Here is a 15,935-nt window from a genome sequence, read left to right on the forward strand (position 1 = left end):
TGGTAGATGCAAAAGGTAAAGTTGTTGATGAGTTGGCGAAAAGCGATATGAGTAAGTTTGAGGAATTGGGATTGAAGAAAGTGGAGGCTTATACATTTACTTCTGCAGATGGAGTAACTGAACTTCATGGAATGATCCATTTTCCATCAGATTTTGATCCAAGCAAGAAATATCCAGTGATCTTAAGTAATTATGGTGGTCCAGCTACCAATGCATTCAGAGAGACATTTGTCAATCCAGATCCATTGACTGAATATGGTTTCTTGGTATTAAATATTGATGGAAGGAATGTGAGAGGTCGCGGCAAAAAGTTGTTGGATCAATTGTATGGCAACTTAGGTTTGGTAGAAATGGATGATTTTGCAGAAGGTATCAAAGCACTTCATAATCGTCCTTACTTTGACAAAGAAAGAGTTGGTGTGTACGGAACTTCCTATGGTGGAACTACTTCAGCGACAATGCTTTTAAGATTTCCTGAGTTGATTCATGCGGCAGTCGCTAATTCATCCGTAACGGATTGGAGATTGTATGACAATATCTATACAGAGCGTTTTATGGGAACTTTAGAATCCAATCTAGAAGGCTATGAAAGATTTAACCTAATGACTAAAGCGGATCAATTAGAAGGTGAATTATTGCTTTTCTTCGGAACTGCTGATAATAATGTGCACCCATCAAATACGCTCCAATTGATCAAAGCATTCCAAGATGCAGGGAAAAGTATTGAAGTTCAATTAGCTCCTGATGGAGGGCATACTGCTTTAAATCGTGATCGAATGATGGAGTTTTTCATCAAACATTTGGTAACTGATTATCAAAAGGAAGTACGCTAAAGATTATCATTCAAAAACCAAAAAACCACCTTTTAAGTTAATGAAAGGTGGTTTTTTAGTTTTGTTAGATTATTACATTAATCATTAAGTTCAGTAATGTCGATTTTAAATAACTCTGCAGCATTTTTCCATAAAATCAATTCCTTCTTTTCGTCTGGAAGCTCAAGATTTTTCATGAAATTCAGATAGGATTTCATAGATGAAATAGGCCAATCTGTCCCATAAAGCAAGTATTTTGGATTGCCTGCATAGGTGATCATTTGTTCTAGTTCATTTTTCATCCATCGCTCAAATTTTTCAGAAAAATTACCAAGAACTAAACCTGAAAAATCAGCATGTACATTTTTGTTTTTATAGGTCACCTCCATACAGTCTTTTATCCAAGGATTTCCTACATGACAAATGACAATTTTTAATTCTGGATAATCTACCGCTAGGTCATCAATATGAATAGGGTGGGAATATTTTACCCGACCTGTGGGAGAATAAGTGTCTCCTGAGTGAAACATAACAGGGACATCATATTCAATTGCCATATCATAAACCACTTTTAGCCTCATATCACTTGGGTAGAAAGGCTCATAGCCCGGATAAAGTTTTAGTCCTTTAATTAATCCAGATTCAAGGTAACTTGCGATTTCTGACAAATCATGATGGTTGTAATTCAGGTAACTTATTCCTGCCACTACTCCAAGGTTTTTTCTTCCTTCTATAGCTTCAACAACTTTTTTTGTACTTGGCCGATGCTCGTTGACCTTATATGAAGTTAATACTAATGAATAGTCAACGTGATTTTCAAGCATGGTTTCAGTAAGCTTGTCTAGGCATTCTTCTAGCGAAACAACTTTTTCTTCATGGTAATTATTAATATGGGTATGAACGTCAATAATCATTTCTTTATGTTTGGTGGGCTTAGAATATAACAATTATTTGACCAAGTGATAATTGCAGATAAATATGTTTGTGTGAAAGTATTTTGTGAAAAAAATAATTTCCCATCATTTTTTATATCGTCGATGAAAAGTCCTTTTTTCAAGTCTGGAAATTGTATGATCTTAATCTACCGTTTTAAAAATAGACTCAATAAGTCTTGTCGCATTGATAAAACCTTGTCCAAATTGTTCGTCCCATTCTTTTGTAAGTCCCATTGATTGAATTTCCTCTAAGCTTTTACCTGCATCTTTTTGAATTTTTACTCTGCCTCTGATGGTGTCTATCATATCTCTGTAAGCCTTCAATTCAGCTCTATTAGATACTTTTCCATGACCAGGAATAATTTTCGTTTCATCATTGACTAAGAAAAGAGCACTGTTCAGATTTTTAACCAAGCCTTCAATATCGCCATTTGAATTAACGTCAATAAAAGGATATCCGCCATTGGGGAAATTATCACCAAGGTGAATTACATTACTTTCTGGGAAATAAATAAAGGAGTCACCATCTGTATGTGCAGCATCTACATGTAAAACCATTAACATGTGGTCTTCATCCAAATGAATGTTTAATTCATCAGTAAATGTAATCTCAGGTAAGGATTTAAAAGAAAAAGTTGAATTAGCGTTTTGAGATTGGCTCATTCTTTCTCGGACGGACTCATGTGCAACAATAATTGCTCCTGCATTGGCCATGTTTTCATTGCCACCCGTATGATCCCCATGCCAATGTGTATTGACCAAATATTTGATAGGTTTTTCTGTGACGGTTTTTACAGCAGCTAAAATTTTATCTGATAATGCCGCAAACTGATCATCGATCATGTAGGCATAATCATCACCAACTGCTAGTCCGATATTTCCTCCAGATCCGAAGAGAACATAGACATTATCAGCAACTTTCTCAACTGATATTTTCACCTGGTCCATGTTGTTTTGGGCAGATAGACTTCCTATTGCCAGGAAAAAAACAAAAAGAATACTGTTAAGCTTTTTCATAGTTTGGTGGTTTTATGTTGTAATCATTTTGGAACAATGAAAAATAGTATTTTTCTCAAAGATTCCTTTTTACCGATCTTTGTACTTTTTAAAGATAACTCCATTATTCGGTAAACTGTTATTCCAAATAGTTCATTCTTCTTTGGATGTACATCCTTTTTGATTCAATCAAATTTTTCAAAAAATGATGACAATTAGGATGGATTAAATGCAAGATCTAAAATTGAACAAGCTTTCATTTAAAAGAATTAGTAACATTTCCTTTTCTCACTTAAACAACTACAATTGAAAAGAGCGCAATAGCCAATTGCGCTCTTTCTTGGTTGATTAATTTGGATAATTATTTGAACAACATAGGAGCAAAAATACTTAGATAATCTCTCCAATTTGCCCAAGTATGTCCTCCTGCACTTTCATAATATTCATGTTCAAATCCAGTTTTATCCAGAATTGAAAGCAGTCTTTTGTTTGATTCCATTACAAAATCATCTACGCCGCAGCCTACCCAATACTTGGAAACGCCACTAGCTTTCAAGGCCAAGAATTTATTCTCTAATTCGGCCATATCCGCATTGGCATCAAAAATACCAGAACTGAAAACTCCTATGTAATTGAATGTTCCAGGATATTGAGTTGATGCCGTGATCGTATGTCCACCGCCCATTGAAAGTCCGGCAAGTGCTCTGCCTTCTTTAGTAGCGATTACTCTATAATTTTTCTCTATGTAAGGAACTACGTCTTCGACCAGACTCTGTTCAAATTTGCCCTGGAATTGAGCTCGATTTTCACGTGTCATGGTTTCCACTCCAGGCTTGTTTTGCAAAGTGCTTGTTTGCCAAGCATTTCCATTTGTCATGACGATTAGCATTGGCTTCGCTTTGCCTTCTGCTATCAAATTATCTAAAATGTAATTTGCTCTTCCCAATGCTGACCAAGCATCTTCGTCACCTCCAGCACCATGAAGGAGATATAAAACTGGGTATTTATCGTTTCCTGAATCGTATCCTGGAGGCGTGTAAACATACATTCTTCTATAGCTGTCAAGGGAAGGCGATTGATACCAAACCTTGGAAATATTTCCATGAGGAACTGGATTAAGTTCAAAAACCTCAGATCCATCACCTTCAATCATTAATAGGCTAGCATAGCGGGTACCGTCACGAAGCGCATGAGGGTTGGTAGGGTCTATGGCAGAAACTCCATCTATAAAGAAATTGTAATGATACATAGAGGAGGGGAGAGGATCAATGGTTACCGACCATACCCCATTTTCTTCTTTTTTTAAGGGCAAAGTTTCTCTAAAACCCATCCAACTTCCATTAACAGTTACTTCATTGGCATTGGGAGAATAAACCCGGAAACTAACAGAATTATTTGGTGCGACTTCTGGGGAAACCACTCTGGGTGCTTGCATTGCACTAATTTCCTGTGCCTGCGAGGAATAGACGCTTCCCATTACCAATAGGGCGACTAAGGTTGTTTTTAAAATATTAAATTTCATAGCGTTGTTTTTTTGGTTTATTGAAAGAGTTTAGGTGCGAAATTGACTAGATCATGTCTCCAAACATGCCAAGTATGTCCTCCTGGCATTTCACTGGTTTCATATTTGATTCCGTTTTTATCAAAGACTTTGAGCATCTCCATTCCATTTTTATAGGCGATGTCTTCAGGTCCGCCTTGGGTGAAAAGTAAGATTTTTGCAGTCTTATTCAGCGTTTCGGCTATTTCAGCCAATCTTACATCTCCGTTTTTATACATTTCTTCATTATCGGAAAACCAGCCTGAACTCATGACATTGATGTATGCAAACATATCGGGTTCTGCCATAAATGAATCCAAAACTTCTAATCCTCCCATCGATAGTCCTGCTAAAGCACGGTGATCAGCGTCTTGAAATACGTTGTAATTTGATTCAATAAAAGGAATAATATCATTGATTAAGTCCTTGGCAAAAAGCTTTGTATCCATTCCACCATCTGGCATGACTACAATCATTTCTTTTGTTTTTCCTTCTGCCAAAAGGTTGTCCATAATAAACCCGGCACGTCCTACAGTGGGCCAGGCCAAATCAGAATCTCCACCTCCATGAATCAAATAGAAAACAGGAAGTTTGTGGTTTTTAGAATTATAGAAAGGAGGTGTCCAAATTTGCATTCTACGCATACTTTCAGTAGTAGAAGAATAGTAGAAGATACTAGAAATTGCTCCGTGAGGTACCTCTTTCCTCATAGCAAAAAACGATTCTTCTCCTGTTGGAAGTATATCTAAAAGTGCAGTTGTTTCATAAGCGTTGGGAGCTTTTGGATCAAAGACTTTCACACCATCTACTACAAAATGGTAGCGATAGGTACCTGTGCCAAGATTAGGAACTGTAAATGACCAAACTCCATTTTCGGCTCTTTTTCCTTCGATTTTTTGTCCCCAAGGAACTACTTCTCCACCCAAGGCTACTTCCTTTGAATTTGGAGCATAAATTCTGAATACTACCGTTCCATCGTCCATGATTTCTGCGGACTTTAAATTGTCATTCGGAGTTGGCTGACGATTTGGGAATTGGGCAAAGGCCGCTTGAGAAACAAAAAGAGCAATAAAGAGAAAAGTATAGCTTTTGATAAGTTTCATTTTGGATACTTTTAATATGTGTTTGAGCTTAAAACAGACTCTCTAAAGACGTTAGTGATATGAATCAAAGTAGTGTAAAGAGAAGTGTTCCAATATTGCCAAGTGTGCCCACCATCTCTGATTCTAAGTTGGTAGGGAATGTTTTTTGATCTCAAGGCTTGGATAAATTCCATGTTGGGATCGAAAGTGAAATCATCATCACCACAGTCTATAAACCAGTCGACAGTTTTTAACTTTTCAACTTGAACATCAGAGGCATTTTGAAGTAATTTGACTGCATTGTTGTCTTCTACTAATTTCTGTAGCCTTTCCATTTTAGGATCATTAGGATCAATAAATGGAAGATCCATCCTATATAAATAACCACTCATGGCATAAGCTGCTACAAACATTTCTGGATGACGCTGGGCATATACTAATGTACCCTGGCCGCCCATTGAAAGTCCAGCGATTGCCCTATGGTTCTTATTCGCTTTGACTCTGTAATTTGATTCAATGAAAGGAATAAGTTCCTCGAAAAAGTAATCCTCATATTTCCATTCGGGATGATTGAAATAACTCATGTTTTCTTTTCCTGCTTCTGGACAAACAATGATCATTTCTGTGGCTTCTTTTGAGTCCATCAATTGGTTTGCTATCTCTGCCAAATTACCCTTTTGAGGCCAAGCTGTATGCGTATCTCCACCGCCGTGTAAAAGATATAGAACTGGATATTCTTTTGTAGGATTGTTGTTGTAGCTTTTTGGTAGGAAAATTGCAAATTCCCTTTCAACTCCTAGAATTTCACTTGGGCTGGAAGAATATTCAATCCTGCCTACTGCAGGCATTTGAGCAAAAGCCTGTATCGCCAAAAAATATAAAAATAAGAGAGAAGTGATTTTTTTCATGGATACTTTGGGTTGAGTCAACCGTGTTTATTAGGTGAAAAAAAATGCCCCGCACAAATGAGTTATTGTACGGGGCGGATCTTTTATTTGAATAATTGAGGAGCAAACTGAGTTAAATATACTCTCCAGTTTCTCCAAATATGTCCGCCTTCAGATTCTACATATTCATAAGGCATTCCCATAGCATCTAGTTTTGCTCGGTATTCCTTGTTTGCATCATAGAGGAAATCCGTTTTTCCAATTGCAATCCAATACAACTTGTAGCCATTATCCATTTGAGTTTTCAAAGTACCATCTAAATCAGAATAGACTTTACCGGTAGCATCTTCACGAGGCATGATAGCAGCGGAGAAAAGTCCCATGTAATCAAAGGTATTTGGATAGAATCTAGAAATGTGCATGGTATGATAGCCACCCATAGATAGGCCAGCAATCGCTCGATTCGCCTTATCAGCTTTTACTTGGTAATTTGCTTCTACAAATTTGATGATATCCATAAAATTGGCCTCATAAGTTCCATCCATGGTTTTAGGTACCATAAATTGTGGTTTGTACATACCATCACTCCCTTCACCTGGAGCCCCATCTTGGATTACATTTCCATTGGGCATCACGACAATCATAGGCTTGGCTTTTCCTTGAGCAATTAGATTATCCATGATTTGCGCAGTTCTTCCCAAAGCAATCCAAGCTTCCTCATCTCCTCCAGCTCCATGTAATAGGTAAAGCACAGGAAATTTTTCATTGGACTGCTCGTATCCCGGAGGGGTGTAAATAGTCAGTCTTCTGTCCATGCCTAAACCTGGAGAATCGTACCATCTTTTGGCAACTGTACCATGCGGTACATCTTTTACTCGGTAAAGTGCAGCTTGGCCTTCACCTACCAAAAAGACATTGGTCACAGAAGCCACATCGCGAATCAAAAATGGATTGTTTGGATCTGTTACTTTTAGACCATCTACAATAAATGAATAACTGTAGAGTTCTGGAGATAGTGCAGAAGATGTAAATGACCAAATCCCTTTATCATCTTTAGTCAATGCCGATTTACCAGGACCATCCATTTGTCCCATTGGAGTTTCCATTTTTACAGTTGGTAGAAAATCGCCTGTTATCTCTACTGATTCAGCATTGGGTGCTGCAAATCGAAAAGTAACTGTGCTATTTTCGTGAATTTCCGGTGAAGTGATTTGTTGCGCACCAAAAAGCGCTTCCTGAGCTTTGGTTTGGATACCTAAGATAAAGACTAGCAGGATGCTGAGGTAATAGTGTTTTTTCATTTATAGATTAGTTCAGGCGTTTAAAAGATTTAATTCCAGTTTAAATTTGATTTGTAAATCTATTGTTTCAAAATGACAAATACTATAAAAATATAATTTATAAGTGAGTCAGGATGAATTCAAGATCTAGGTAAGAAACTCTCAAAATGGGTTAGTCTTACTTATTTCAAAAAATATCTTTTGCCTTAAAAAATGCTATTGAAAAATAGAATTCTTTCATCTTTTTCGCTTTAGGATAATTGAAGCTTTTTTCTTTTTACAATCCAGTAGGCAACAAACATATTCGGAACCCAACAAAGCCACGAGACAATTTGATATGCAGGAATAAAACCATCAAAAATATTTTCAAGAATCGGTAAATATATTCTTAATGTGACTGCTGCAAAGCAGGCAGCATAACTATAGATCATCCAGATTTCATGTCTGTCAAAATCCTTTGCTTTAGCTGTTAACCAACCCATTATCGTGGTAGTCAACCAGACTATCCCTAGGCAAAAAAATCCAAATTTGGCTACGTATCCCCCCATTGTATAAATCGCTACATAAATCCCGGATAATCCTGAAAAGAAAACAGCTGTTACATAAGCCATTCCTATCCTTTTATGGAGTTTTCTATTTCTATCTCTGAACTTTTGATTGAATTGAATCCAGCCAATAGCAAGAGCAAATCCGCCTAAAATAATATGGGTGTAAAAGGAGCTATTCCATAAAAGGCTGCTTAATTCTTCTGGATTATGTGAATTTAAAACCCCAAACTGTCTACCAATAACAAAATAAAGGACTGGATAAAATCCGATACTGATACTAAAAAAGGCAAATAGAAACCAAATAAATTTTTTCGAAAATGATTTCATGAACGACTGTTTTTTTTGAAGTACTTAATTCTTAGTGTTGGATTAACCTATCTTCATTAAATAGGCTTCCAATTGGTCAAATGTACCTTTAAATCCTTCTTCCATCTGAGAAATACTATCAGAAAATAACTTTTTAGAGGCGTCTGAAGCATTATGAGGAAAAGAAACCATATCAATTCTGGTTTTTCCATCTTCTTCATAAAATTCTAAATCCAGAACCATTTCTATAGGCCAGTCTTCACCAAAAGGAATTACGGGAGCTTTGATAGTTTCTCCTAACTCATTCGAAAAGCTATTGATTACACTCAATTTATGAGGCTCTCTGATATTATTAAAAACCCATTTGGCCCACATGTCAAAAGCATCACTTTTAAGAACAAAATGAAATACACCTTCTGGGTGAAATTCAAATTTTCTAGTCTCCAATTCAAAACCTTCCGGCCCCCACCATTTTTGCAAACTTTCTGATGTTGTAAATGCATTGTAAACGATTTCAATTGGCTGGGGGAAATAGCGAGTAATATGAAGTTGCTTGAACATGTCAAAAAAGATAGAACAGTTTAATAGTAATATTACAAAAAAGCTAAGTAAGAATGGTCTAATTCAAATTCAAAAAATTCCTTTCAATTTCAGATACTGAATAAGCATGATCGTTTTTGCGTCTTTGATTTCACCGCTATAAATCATCTCTAATGCTTGATCAAACGAGATTTCCATGACTTCAATGTTTTCTTCTTCATGAGCTACACCACCTCCTTCGCTTACTTTCATTTCTTTCGAATATGCAGCAATAAAGAAATATAGAATTTCCGTTACTGAACCAGGAGACATATATGCCTCAAAGACTTTTTCTATATTATTTACTTGGTATCCGGTTTCCTCTTCGGTTTCTCTTCGGATACAGTCCTCGGGATTTTCCTGATCCAAAAGACCGGCGCAAGCTTCAATCATCATACCGGTTTCATTTCCATTGGTGTAGGTAGGAAGCCGAAATTGACGGGTTAAAATGACCGATTTCTTTTCTTGATTATATAATAGAATTGTGGCTCCGTTTCCCCTGTCATAGGCTTCGCGAACCTGAGTAATGATTTCACCATTTCTCTTTTTGTATTGAAAAGTGATTTTTCGAAGAGTGTACCAATTATCTGAAAGTATTTCAGTTTTTAAAAGTTTAATGTCTTGAATCATAAATATTGATTGTGATTAAAAAGAAACCCAGAATTTTGGTCTGGGTCTATTGTAGAATTTTCATTTCAATTTTGAGAATAGATGATTTCTAGTTTTTCTAGAATTTCAATGGAGTCTGACATGTGATTACTGATTATTGAGCTCTGCCTTCCGCATGATCTACCTTCTTTCCATCTAGAGTCATGTATTCTCCCATGGCATCAGCAGTCATACAGGAATGGACGGGTATAATTCCAAGAATATCTCCAACCTTGACTTTAGCCATTAGTTCGTCTGAAGCTTTTATTATTCCGTGCTCTTGGGAAATACTTTTCAGGAATGACCTATTTTCTGGAACTGACCATCCATTTTGATTCAGGTAAACAACCTCGCCAAAGTTTTTCACTCCGTTTTTATCTATTAGAACGTCCTTTGCTAAGTGTACTCCGCCTCCATGGATAAGAATTTCTTTCCGATCTTTCTTTATATCCACAACAGGTACAGCTAGACAAACTGCTATATCTTCTTTTTCACACCCACCCAGCTCTGCCTGCATTAAATCATAAAACACAAAATTGCCCGGTCCCATTTCATCAATATCTCCGAAATCTTCCATCACTGCACAACCAGGCGTATCTCCAATTCTGGTAACCAAATTTGGGTATTCCGTGCTGTATTTATTTTTAAGCATGCTTAAAGCATTTCTGGATTGTTCGTAAATCGCAGGAATATCTGGCATATAATAGGTATGTCCAGGGTGTAGGTAAAAACCTTTAAATTGAAGTGTTTCTGATTTTTTAGCGACCAATAAAATCTCCTCAATCAATCCAAAATCTGAAACTTCTACACCAGTTCTTCCATATCCTGCATCTATTTCAATAAAAAAACCAACCTTATTCTTCAAGCCATCGGCAAGGATCTGAGTTGTTTCGGCATTGATCAATTGGACAGAAACAGATTGATTTTTTGCTATTTGATCTAAAAGATGGATTTCCAAAGGATTAAATGGAAAGGCGATATGTATGTTGGCCCAACCTTGTCCGCTAAGATATTCTGCCATTTTTATAGAAGAGGCTGTTACTTCTGTAATTCCATAATCTTTTGCCCAGTTACCAATCTCATGGGATTGAGCTGTTTTGAAGTGTGGTACTAATTTCATGTTGTGACGGGCAGCCTTATCTGCCATTCGCTGAATATTTGCGCGGCAGATAGTTTCATCTAAAAGTAAAGTTGGGGAGGTTATTTTATCTAGGTAGCTCATTGATTTTAAATGTATTTTCAGTTTCCTTTTTGGAATCGGCTTATGGTATAATTAAGAAAATATTCATGAAAGTAATCTAGTAAAGGGAGAATTGAAAGTCCAAAAAAAATATAGCTACATATGACTTTGACCTTTCATGAATGTGAATTAAGCTAAGAATCTTCATATAGATTGAAGCCAAAACTTGCCATTGTATCTTCTAAGATATGTTGTTGCCAAAAGAAGCAAAGAAGATTTTATGAGCAGATGCAGTTAACACCATCATTTCTATTAATTTTGTGACCCAATTAAAAGACTAGAGTTCAGTCAAAAAAAGAACATTATTGCCTCAAAACCACTCATGGAAGCAAAGAAAATACGGAGTACCTTTATTGAGTTTTTCCAATCCAAGCAGCATCATTACGTACCCTCATCACCCATTGTTGTGAAAAATGATCCAACCCTGATGTTTACAAACGCAGGAATGAATCAGTTTAAAGACGCTTTTTTGGGTAACGAAATTGCAAAATATTCTCGGGTTGTAAATTCACAAAAATGCCTACGAGTCAGTGGTAAGCATAATGATTTGGAAGAAGTTGGTGTAGATACCTATCACCATACCATGTTTGAAATGCTGGGGAATTGGTCATTTGGAGATTATTTCAAAGAAGAAGCGATTTCCTGGGCTTGGGAATTATTAACGGAGGTATTCAAGCTTCCAAAGGATAGACTTTATGTGTCAGTATTCGAAGGGGATAAGGATGATAATCTTTTGATGGATACGGAAGCTTTCGATTTTTGGAAAAAAATCATTCCTGAAGATCGGATTATCATGGGGTCTAAAAAGGATAATTTTTGGGAAATGGGGGATACCGGCCCGTGTGGACCATGTTCGGAAATTCATATTGACTTGAGGCCGGATTCTGAAAGACAGGAGGTTGCAGGAAAAGACTTGGTCAATAATGATCATGAGCAAGTAATTGAAATCTGGAACTTGGTATTTATGCAGTTCAATAGATTGGCTGATGGAAGTTTAAAAGAACTTCCTGCAAAGCATGTTGACACTGGAATGGGTTTCGAGCGGTTGGTTAGAGCTATTCAGCAAAAATCTTCAAATTATGATACCGATCTTTTTTCTCCATTTTTGGCTGCATTAGAGAAGAAGTCCGGAAAAGTTTATGGAAATGATAAGCAAATAGACATAGCTTTTAGGGTGATTGTAGATCATATACGAGCTATCTCTTTTACTATTTCTGATGGACAACTTCCATCAAATAATAAAGCTGGTTATGTGATCCGTAGAATTCTTAGGAGGGCGGTAAGATATGGATACACATTTTTGGGTTTTCATGAGCCATTTTTATATTCATTAACTCCGTTGATCGCTGAGAATTTTGGAGATATTTTCCCTGAAGTAAGGCAGCAACAGGAATTTATTTCCAAAGTGATTTACGAAGAGGAAGCATCTTTCCTTCGTACCCTGGATAATGGACTTAAAATTCTGGATCAGATAAAAGGAGAGTTAAAAGGTAAAAATGAGACTATTATTTCGGGTAGAACAGCTTTTGAACTATACGATACTTTTGGATTTCCTTTGGATTTAACCTCTTTAATTGCCCGGGAAAATGGCTTATCGTTGGATGAGAAAGGTTTTGCCATAGAAATGGAAAAACAAAAAACAAGGTCCAGAGCTGCTTCTGAGTCTGAAACTGGAGATTGGATACTTGTTCATGAAGATTCGGGAGTGGAATTTGTAGGGTATGATTTTTTGGAGTCCTATTCTCAAATCATAAAATACAGAGTCATCACGGATAAAAAAGGTGACAAATACCAAATAGTTTTAAATAAGACTCCATTTTATGCTGAAAGTGGAGGTCAAGTAGGAGACACGGGTTGGTTGGTTTCTGAGAAAGAGAAAATCCGAGTAATAGATACAAAAAAAGAGAATGATCTTATTGTTCATTTTGTGGAGAAGCTTCCCGAACAACCTGAAGTTAGGTTTTCAGCTGAAGTAGATCGTGAAAAGCGTGCTTATAGCATGAATAATCACACAGCAACCCATTTACTTCAATCTGCATTAAAGCAGGTTTTAGGAGATCATATACAGCAAAGGGGTTCATTTGTAAATGAAGATTTACTTCGATTTGATTTTTCTCATTTTGGAAAAGTTACCGACGAAGAGATTGTAACGATTGAGGAAATCGTCAATACAAAAATCAGGGAGAATATACCTTTAAACGAGCAGCGTAATGTTCCTATTGAGGAAGCAAAAAAGATGGGAGCTACAGCACTCTTTGGTGAAAAGTATGGTGATTTTGTTCGAGTAATCACGTTTGATCCTAATTACTCGGTCGAACTTTGTGGAGGAACTCATGTTCCGTATACTAGTCAGATAGGCTTATTTAAGATTGTTTCAGAAGGTTCCAGTGCTTCAGGAGTTCGTCGGATTGAAGCCATCACTGCAAAAGCTGCAGAAGGATATTTAAGAGAGCAAGAAAATTTGGTTAAGGAAATTCAGAACCTATTGAAGAATCCGAAAGATTTGAAAAAGGCAGTTGAAGCTTTGATCAATGAAAGGAATGACCTGAAGAAAGAAATTGAAAGTTTGCATCAGGAAAAAGCTGGAGCTGTGAAAGGAGATTTATTAAACCAGTTTGTAGCTGGGGAAGGAATTAACACCTTGATTGCCAAAGTAAAACTACCCAATGCAGACTCTTTGAAAAAATTAGCTTACGAATTGAAGAATGAAGTTAATAATGCATTCGTGATTTTAGCAGCAAATATTGATGAAAAGCCTCAAATTGCGGTGATCATCGATGAACCTTTGGTCCAATCCAAAAAACTAAATGCAGGACAAATCGTGAGAGATCTTGCAAAGGAAATAAAAGGAGGAGGCGGTGGACAGCCGTTTTTTGCCACAGCTGGAGGAAAAGACCTGTCTGGCCTAGAAAGTGTGGTTAACAAAGCCAAAGAATTGTACCTTTAAAAAAATGAAAAAACGCTTTAATGGTTAGCGAAGAAATAAAGAATAAGTATCAACTGGTGATTGGTCTTGAAGTCCATTCTCAGCTACTTACCAATAGTAAAATGTTTGCTTCTGACGGTTCGGAGTATGGAAATTTGCCAAACACTCAGATTTCAGTCATCACTCTTGGGCATCCTGGTACCTTACCGAAAGTAAATATTAAAGCAATTGAATTCGCAATCAAAATGGGCTTAGCTTGTAATTGTGAAATTACAAGGCATAATATTTTTGATAGAAAGAATTATTTCTATCCCGATCTTCCAAAAGGTTACCAAATTACTCAAGATAAAGGTCCAGTTTGCGTTGGTGGAACTGTACCAATTAGGCTAGAAGATGGGAGTACTAAAGAAGTACAATTGAATAGAATTCATATGGAAGAGGATGCCGGAAAATCTATTCATTTGGCCGGTGAAACAGATACTTTTGTAGATTTTAACAGAGCAGGTACACCTTTGATAGAAATAGTTACCGAACCTGATTTACGGTCTCCTGAAGAAGCTTATGCATTCTTGGCAGAAATAAAAAAACTCGTAAAGTATCTCGATATCTGTGATGGAAACATGGAAGAAGGATCTTTGCGTTGCGATGCGAATGTTTCGGTAATGCTTAAAAGCTCAAAAGAGTATGGGAAGAAAGTGGAAGTGAAAAATATGAATTCTTTCCGTAATGTTTACAGAGCAATTGAACACGAACATAATCGTATTATAAAATTGTTAGAGGAAGGAAAAGAGATTGTTTCAGAAACTAGAACATTTGATGCTGCAACTGGAAAAACGTCAAGTATGCGGACAAAAGAGGATTTGAACGACTATCGCTACTTCCCTGAGCCGGATTTAAGTCCTGTGGTTGTTTCTGAAGAATGGCTGAATTTGATTAGAAATTCAATGCCAGTACTTCCCAGAGAGCTTCACAAAAAGTTTGTCGAGGAGTTTGGTTTACCAGATTATGATGCTGGGTTTTTGACTGAATCTAAAGAAATTGCTTTATGGTTTAATGAGCTTTGCACCAAGACGAAAAATTATAAATCTGCCTCAAATTGGATGATGGGACCAATAAAATCTTATTTGAATGAACATAATTTAAGCATAAATGATTTTCCTGTTGGCACGGACTCCTTAGCAGAATTGATTTCTTTGATAGATGCAGGGAAAGTTAGTTTTACAGTTGCTTCCCAAAAAATTTATCCTGTGATGCTAAAATCATCAGAGGACAGCCCTAATAAAATTGCTCAGAAATTGAATCTGATTCAAGAAAGCAATGAATCATCTTTAAAGCCAATTGTGGAGGCAGTTTTGGCTGATAATGCTGCGAAAGTAGTTGAATATAAATCAGGCAAAAAAGGGCTTATGGGAATGTTTATGGGCCAAGTAATGAAGAAATCCCAAGGAAAAGCTGATCCAAAGGTTGCCACAAAACTATTAACCGAATTATTAGAAAATTAAACCATGAAATACCTTTTATCGATCGTAACTCTGTCTTTGAGTTTTACATTAATTTCTTGTGAAAGTAGCGAAACTGAAAATGATGGAAAGGTTGAATTATCAGGGAAAGTTGAAAATGCTCCAGAAGGGCATGTGATTCTTTCCAAATTTACAGAAACAAGACCTGTTGTAGTAGATACCCTCGAATTAAAATCTGATGGCGGATTTGAATATGTTGTTGATGTTGAAACTCCCACTTTCTATGAATTGAATCTATTTGGTCAAAGATCAGTAAGGTTAGCGTTGTTTCAGGATGATGTCCAAGTGAATTATGATTTTTCAAATGGTGAAAGTTTAGCGATAACCGGATCAAAAGACAGTCAAGAAATGCAGAAAATTGATGGACTCATCTCCAGCTATCAAAATAGGGTAAATGAATTAAATGAGGCTTATTATGAAGCAATGAGCAATAATGACACTGATGCCATTAAGAAAATTCAAACCGATGCCTTACTCTTGGAGGATTATCAGGCAAAAGAAGTCAAAAATGTCATCAATGGAATGGGGGATAGTTTTGCTTCTCTAGCAGCAATAGGCCTTCTTAATTCTAAAAATGAATTTCAGTTTTTGGATAGTTTGGTTGCAGAGTTGGATAAAAAATATCCTGGAACCAAA

At 36.6% G+C, this 15,935-nt stretch carries 14 protein-coding genes; 4 read left to right on the forward strand and 10 right to left on the reverse strand.

Annotated elements, in window-relative coordinates:
• Positions 1 to 833, forward strand: an 833-nt coding sequence (locus tag Q0L68_RS07570) for an alpha/beta fold hydrolase (protein ID WP_296701345.1), incomplete at its 5' end; no start/stop codon positions are given.
• Positions 834 to 910: 77 nt separating this feature from the next.
• Here Q0L68_RS07570 and Q0L68_RS07575 read toward each other — a convergent pair.
• The 10 genes from Q0L68_RS07575 to Q0L68_RS07620 form a co-directional block, all read right to left on the reverse strand.
• Positions 911 to 1,726, reverse strand: a complete 816-nt coding sequence (locus tag Q0L68_RS07575; protein ID WP_296701347.1) for an amidohydrolase family protein — start codon at positions 1,724 to 1,726, stop codon at positions 911 to 913.
• A 162-nt stretch (positions 1,727 to 1,888) separates the two neighbouring features.
• Positions 1,889 to 2,764, reverse strand: a complete 876-nt coding sequence (locus Q0L68_RS07580; RefSeq protein ID WP_296701349.1) for an MBL fold metallo-hydrolase — start codon at positions 2,762 to 2,764, stop codon at positions 1,889 to 1,891.
• Positions 2,765 to 3,104: 340 nt separating this feature from the next.
• Positions 3,105 to 4,265, reverse strand: a complete 1,161-nt coding sequence (locus Q0L68_RS07585; RefSeq protein WP_296701351.1) for an esterase — start codon at positions 4,263 to 4,265, stop codon at positions 3,105 to 3,107.
• A gap of 17 nt (positions 4,266 to 4,282) precedes the next feature.
• A complete protein-coding gene (locus Q0L68_RS07590) occupies positions 4,283 to 5,386 on the reverse strand; it encodes an alpha/beta hydrolase-fold protein (RefSeq protein WP_296701354.1) in 1,104 nt (367 codons plus the stop codon).
• Between the two features lie 11 nt (positions 5,387 to 5,397).
• Entirely contained in the window at positions 5,398 to 6,273 is an 876-nt protein-coding gene (locus tag Q0L68_RS07595) for an alpha/beta hydrolase-fold protein (RefSeq protein WP_296701355.1), read from the reverse strand.
• 83 nt (positions 6,274 to 6,356) lie between these two features.
• Complete coding sequence (locus Q0L68_RS07600; RefSeq protein ID WP_296701357.1) at positions 6,357 to 7,553, reverse strand: esterase; 1,197 nt, start codon at positions 7,551 to 7,553, stop codon at positions 6,357 to 6,359.
• A gap of 230 nt (positions 7,554 to 7,783) precedes the next feature.
• The gene (locus Q0L68_RS07605) at positions 7,784 to 8,407 is read right to left on the reverse strand and encodes a DUF2306 domain-containing protein (RefSeq protein WP_296701359.1); all 624 of its coding nucleotides are present in this window, start codon (positions 8,405 to 8,407) and stop codon (positions 7,784 to 7,786) included.
• A 42-nt stretch (positions 8,408 to 8,449) separates the two neighbouring features.
• On the reverse strand, positions 8,450 to 8,947 hold the full coding sequence (locus Q0L68_RS07610) for an SRPBCC domain-containing protein (RefSeq protein ID WP_296701362.1): 498 nt from the start codon (positions 8,945 to 8,947) through the stop codon (positions 8,450 to 8,452).
• A 69-nt stretch (positions 8,948 to 9,016) separates the two neighbouring features.
• The gene (nudK, locus tag Q0L68_RS07615; RefSeq protein ID WP_296701365.1) at positions 9,017 to 9,595 is read right to left on the reverse strand and encodes a GDP-mannose pyrophosphatase NudK; all 579 of its coding nucleotides are present in this window, start codon (positions 9,593 to 9,595) and stop codon (positions 9,017 to 9,019) included.
• Positions 9,596 to 9,728: 133 nt separating this feature from the next.
• Positions 9,729 to 10,835 carry an alanine racemase gene (locus Q0L68_RS07620; RefSeq protein WP_296701367.1) on the reverse strand — a complete coding sequence of 369 codons (1,107 nt, stop codon included), beginning with the start codon at positions 10,833 to 10,835 and terminating at the stop codon, positions 9,729 to 9,731.
• 340 nt (positions 10,836 to 11,175) lie between these two features.
• Here Q0L68_RS07620 and alaS point away from each other — a divergent pair, with 340 nt between their 5' ends.
• The 3 genes from alaS to Q0L68_RS07635 all read left to right on the forward strand — a co-directional run.
• Positions 11,176 to 13,800, forward strand: a complete 2,625-nt coding sequence (gene alaS / locus Q0L68_RS07625; RefSeq protein WP_296701369.1) for an alanine--tRNA ligase — start codon at positions 11,176 to 11,178, stop codon at positions 13,798 to 13,800.
• Positions 13,801 to 13,820: 20 nt separating this feature from the next.
• A complete protein-coding gene (gatB, locus tag Q0L68_RS07630) occupies positions 13,821 to 15,281 on the forward strand; it encodes an Asp-tRNA(Asn)/Glu-tRNA(Gln) amidotransferase subunit GatB (RefSeq protein ID WP_296701371.1) in 1,461 nt (486 codons plus the stop codon).
• Positions 15,282 to 15,284: 3 nt separating this feature from the next.
• A partial coding sequence (locus Q0L68_RS07635) for a DUF4369 domain-containing protein (protein WP_296701372.1) occupies positions 15,285 to 15,935 on the forward strand: 651 nt, incomplete at its 3' end.

The sequence above is a fragment of the Algoriphagus sp. genome (assembly GCF_024642405.1).
Lineage (GTDB): Bacteria > Bacteroidota > Bacteroidia > Cytophagales > Cyclobacteriaceae > Algoriphagus.

What these genes read in the sequence shown, in the direction of transcription:
- Q0L68_RS07575 (WP_296701347.1), bottom strand. Translation starts at nt 1,726, where the DNA reads ATGATTATTGACGTTCATACCCATATTAATAATTACCATGAAGAAAAA.
- Q0L68_RS07580 (WP_296701349.1), bottom strand. Translation starts at nt 2,764, where the DNA reads ATGAAAAAGCTTAACAGTATTCTTTTTGTTTTTTTCCTGGCAATAGGA.
- Q0L68_RS07585 (WP_296701351.1), bottom strand. Translation starts at nt 4,265, where the DNA reads ATGAAATTTAATATTTTAAAAACAACCTTAGTCGCCCTATTGGTAATG.
- Q0L68_RS07590 (WP_296701354.1), bottom strand. Translation starts at nt 5,386, where the DNA reads ATGAAACTTATCAAAAGCTATACTTTTCTCTTTATTGCTCTTTTTGTT.
- Q0L68_RS07595 (WP_296701355.1), bottom strand. Translation starts at nt 6,273, where the DNA reads ATGAAAAAAATCACTTCTCTCTTATTTTTATATTTTTTGGCGATACAG.
- Q0L68_RS07600 (WP_296701357.1), bottom strand. Translation starts at nt 7,553, where the DNA reads ATGAAAAAACACTATTACCTCAGCATCCTGCTAGTCTTTATCTTAGGT.
- Q0L68_RS07605 (WP_296701359.1), bottom strand. Translation starts at nt 8,407, where the DNA reads ATGAAATCATTTTCGAAAAAATTTATTTGGTTTCTATTTGCCTTTTTT.
- Q0L68_RS07610 (WP_296701362.1), bottom strand. Translation starts at nt 8,947, where the DNA reads ATGTTCAAGCAACTTCATATTACTCGCTATTTCCCCCAGCCAATTGAA.
- nudK (WP_296701365.1), bottom strand. Translation starts at nt 9,595, where the DNA reads ATGATTCAAGACATTAAACTTTTAAAAACTGAAATACTTTCAGATAAT.
- Q0L68_RS07620 (WP_296701367.1), bottom strand. Translation starts at nt 10,835, where the DNA reads ATGAGCTACCTAGATAAAATAACCTCCCCAACTTTACTTTTAGATGAA.
- alaS (WP_296701369.1), top strand. Translation starts at nt 11,176, where the DNA reads ATGGAAGCAAAGAAAATACGGAGTACCTTTATTGAGTTTTTCCAATCC.
- gatB (WP_296701371.1), top strand. Translation starts at nt 13,821, where the DNA reads ATGGTTAGCGAAGAAATAAAGAATAAGTATCAACTGGTGATTGGTCTT.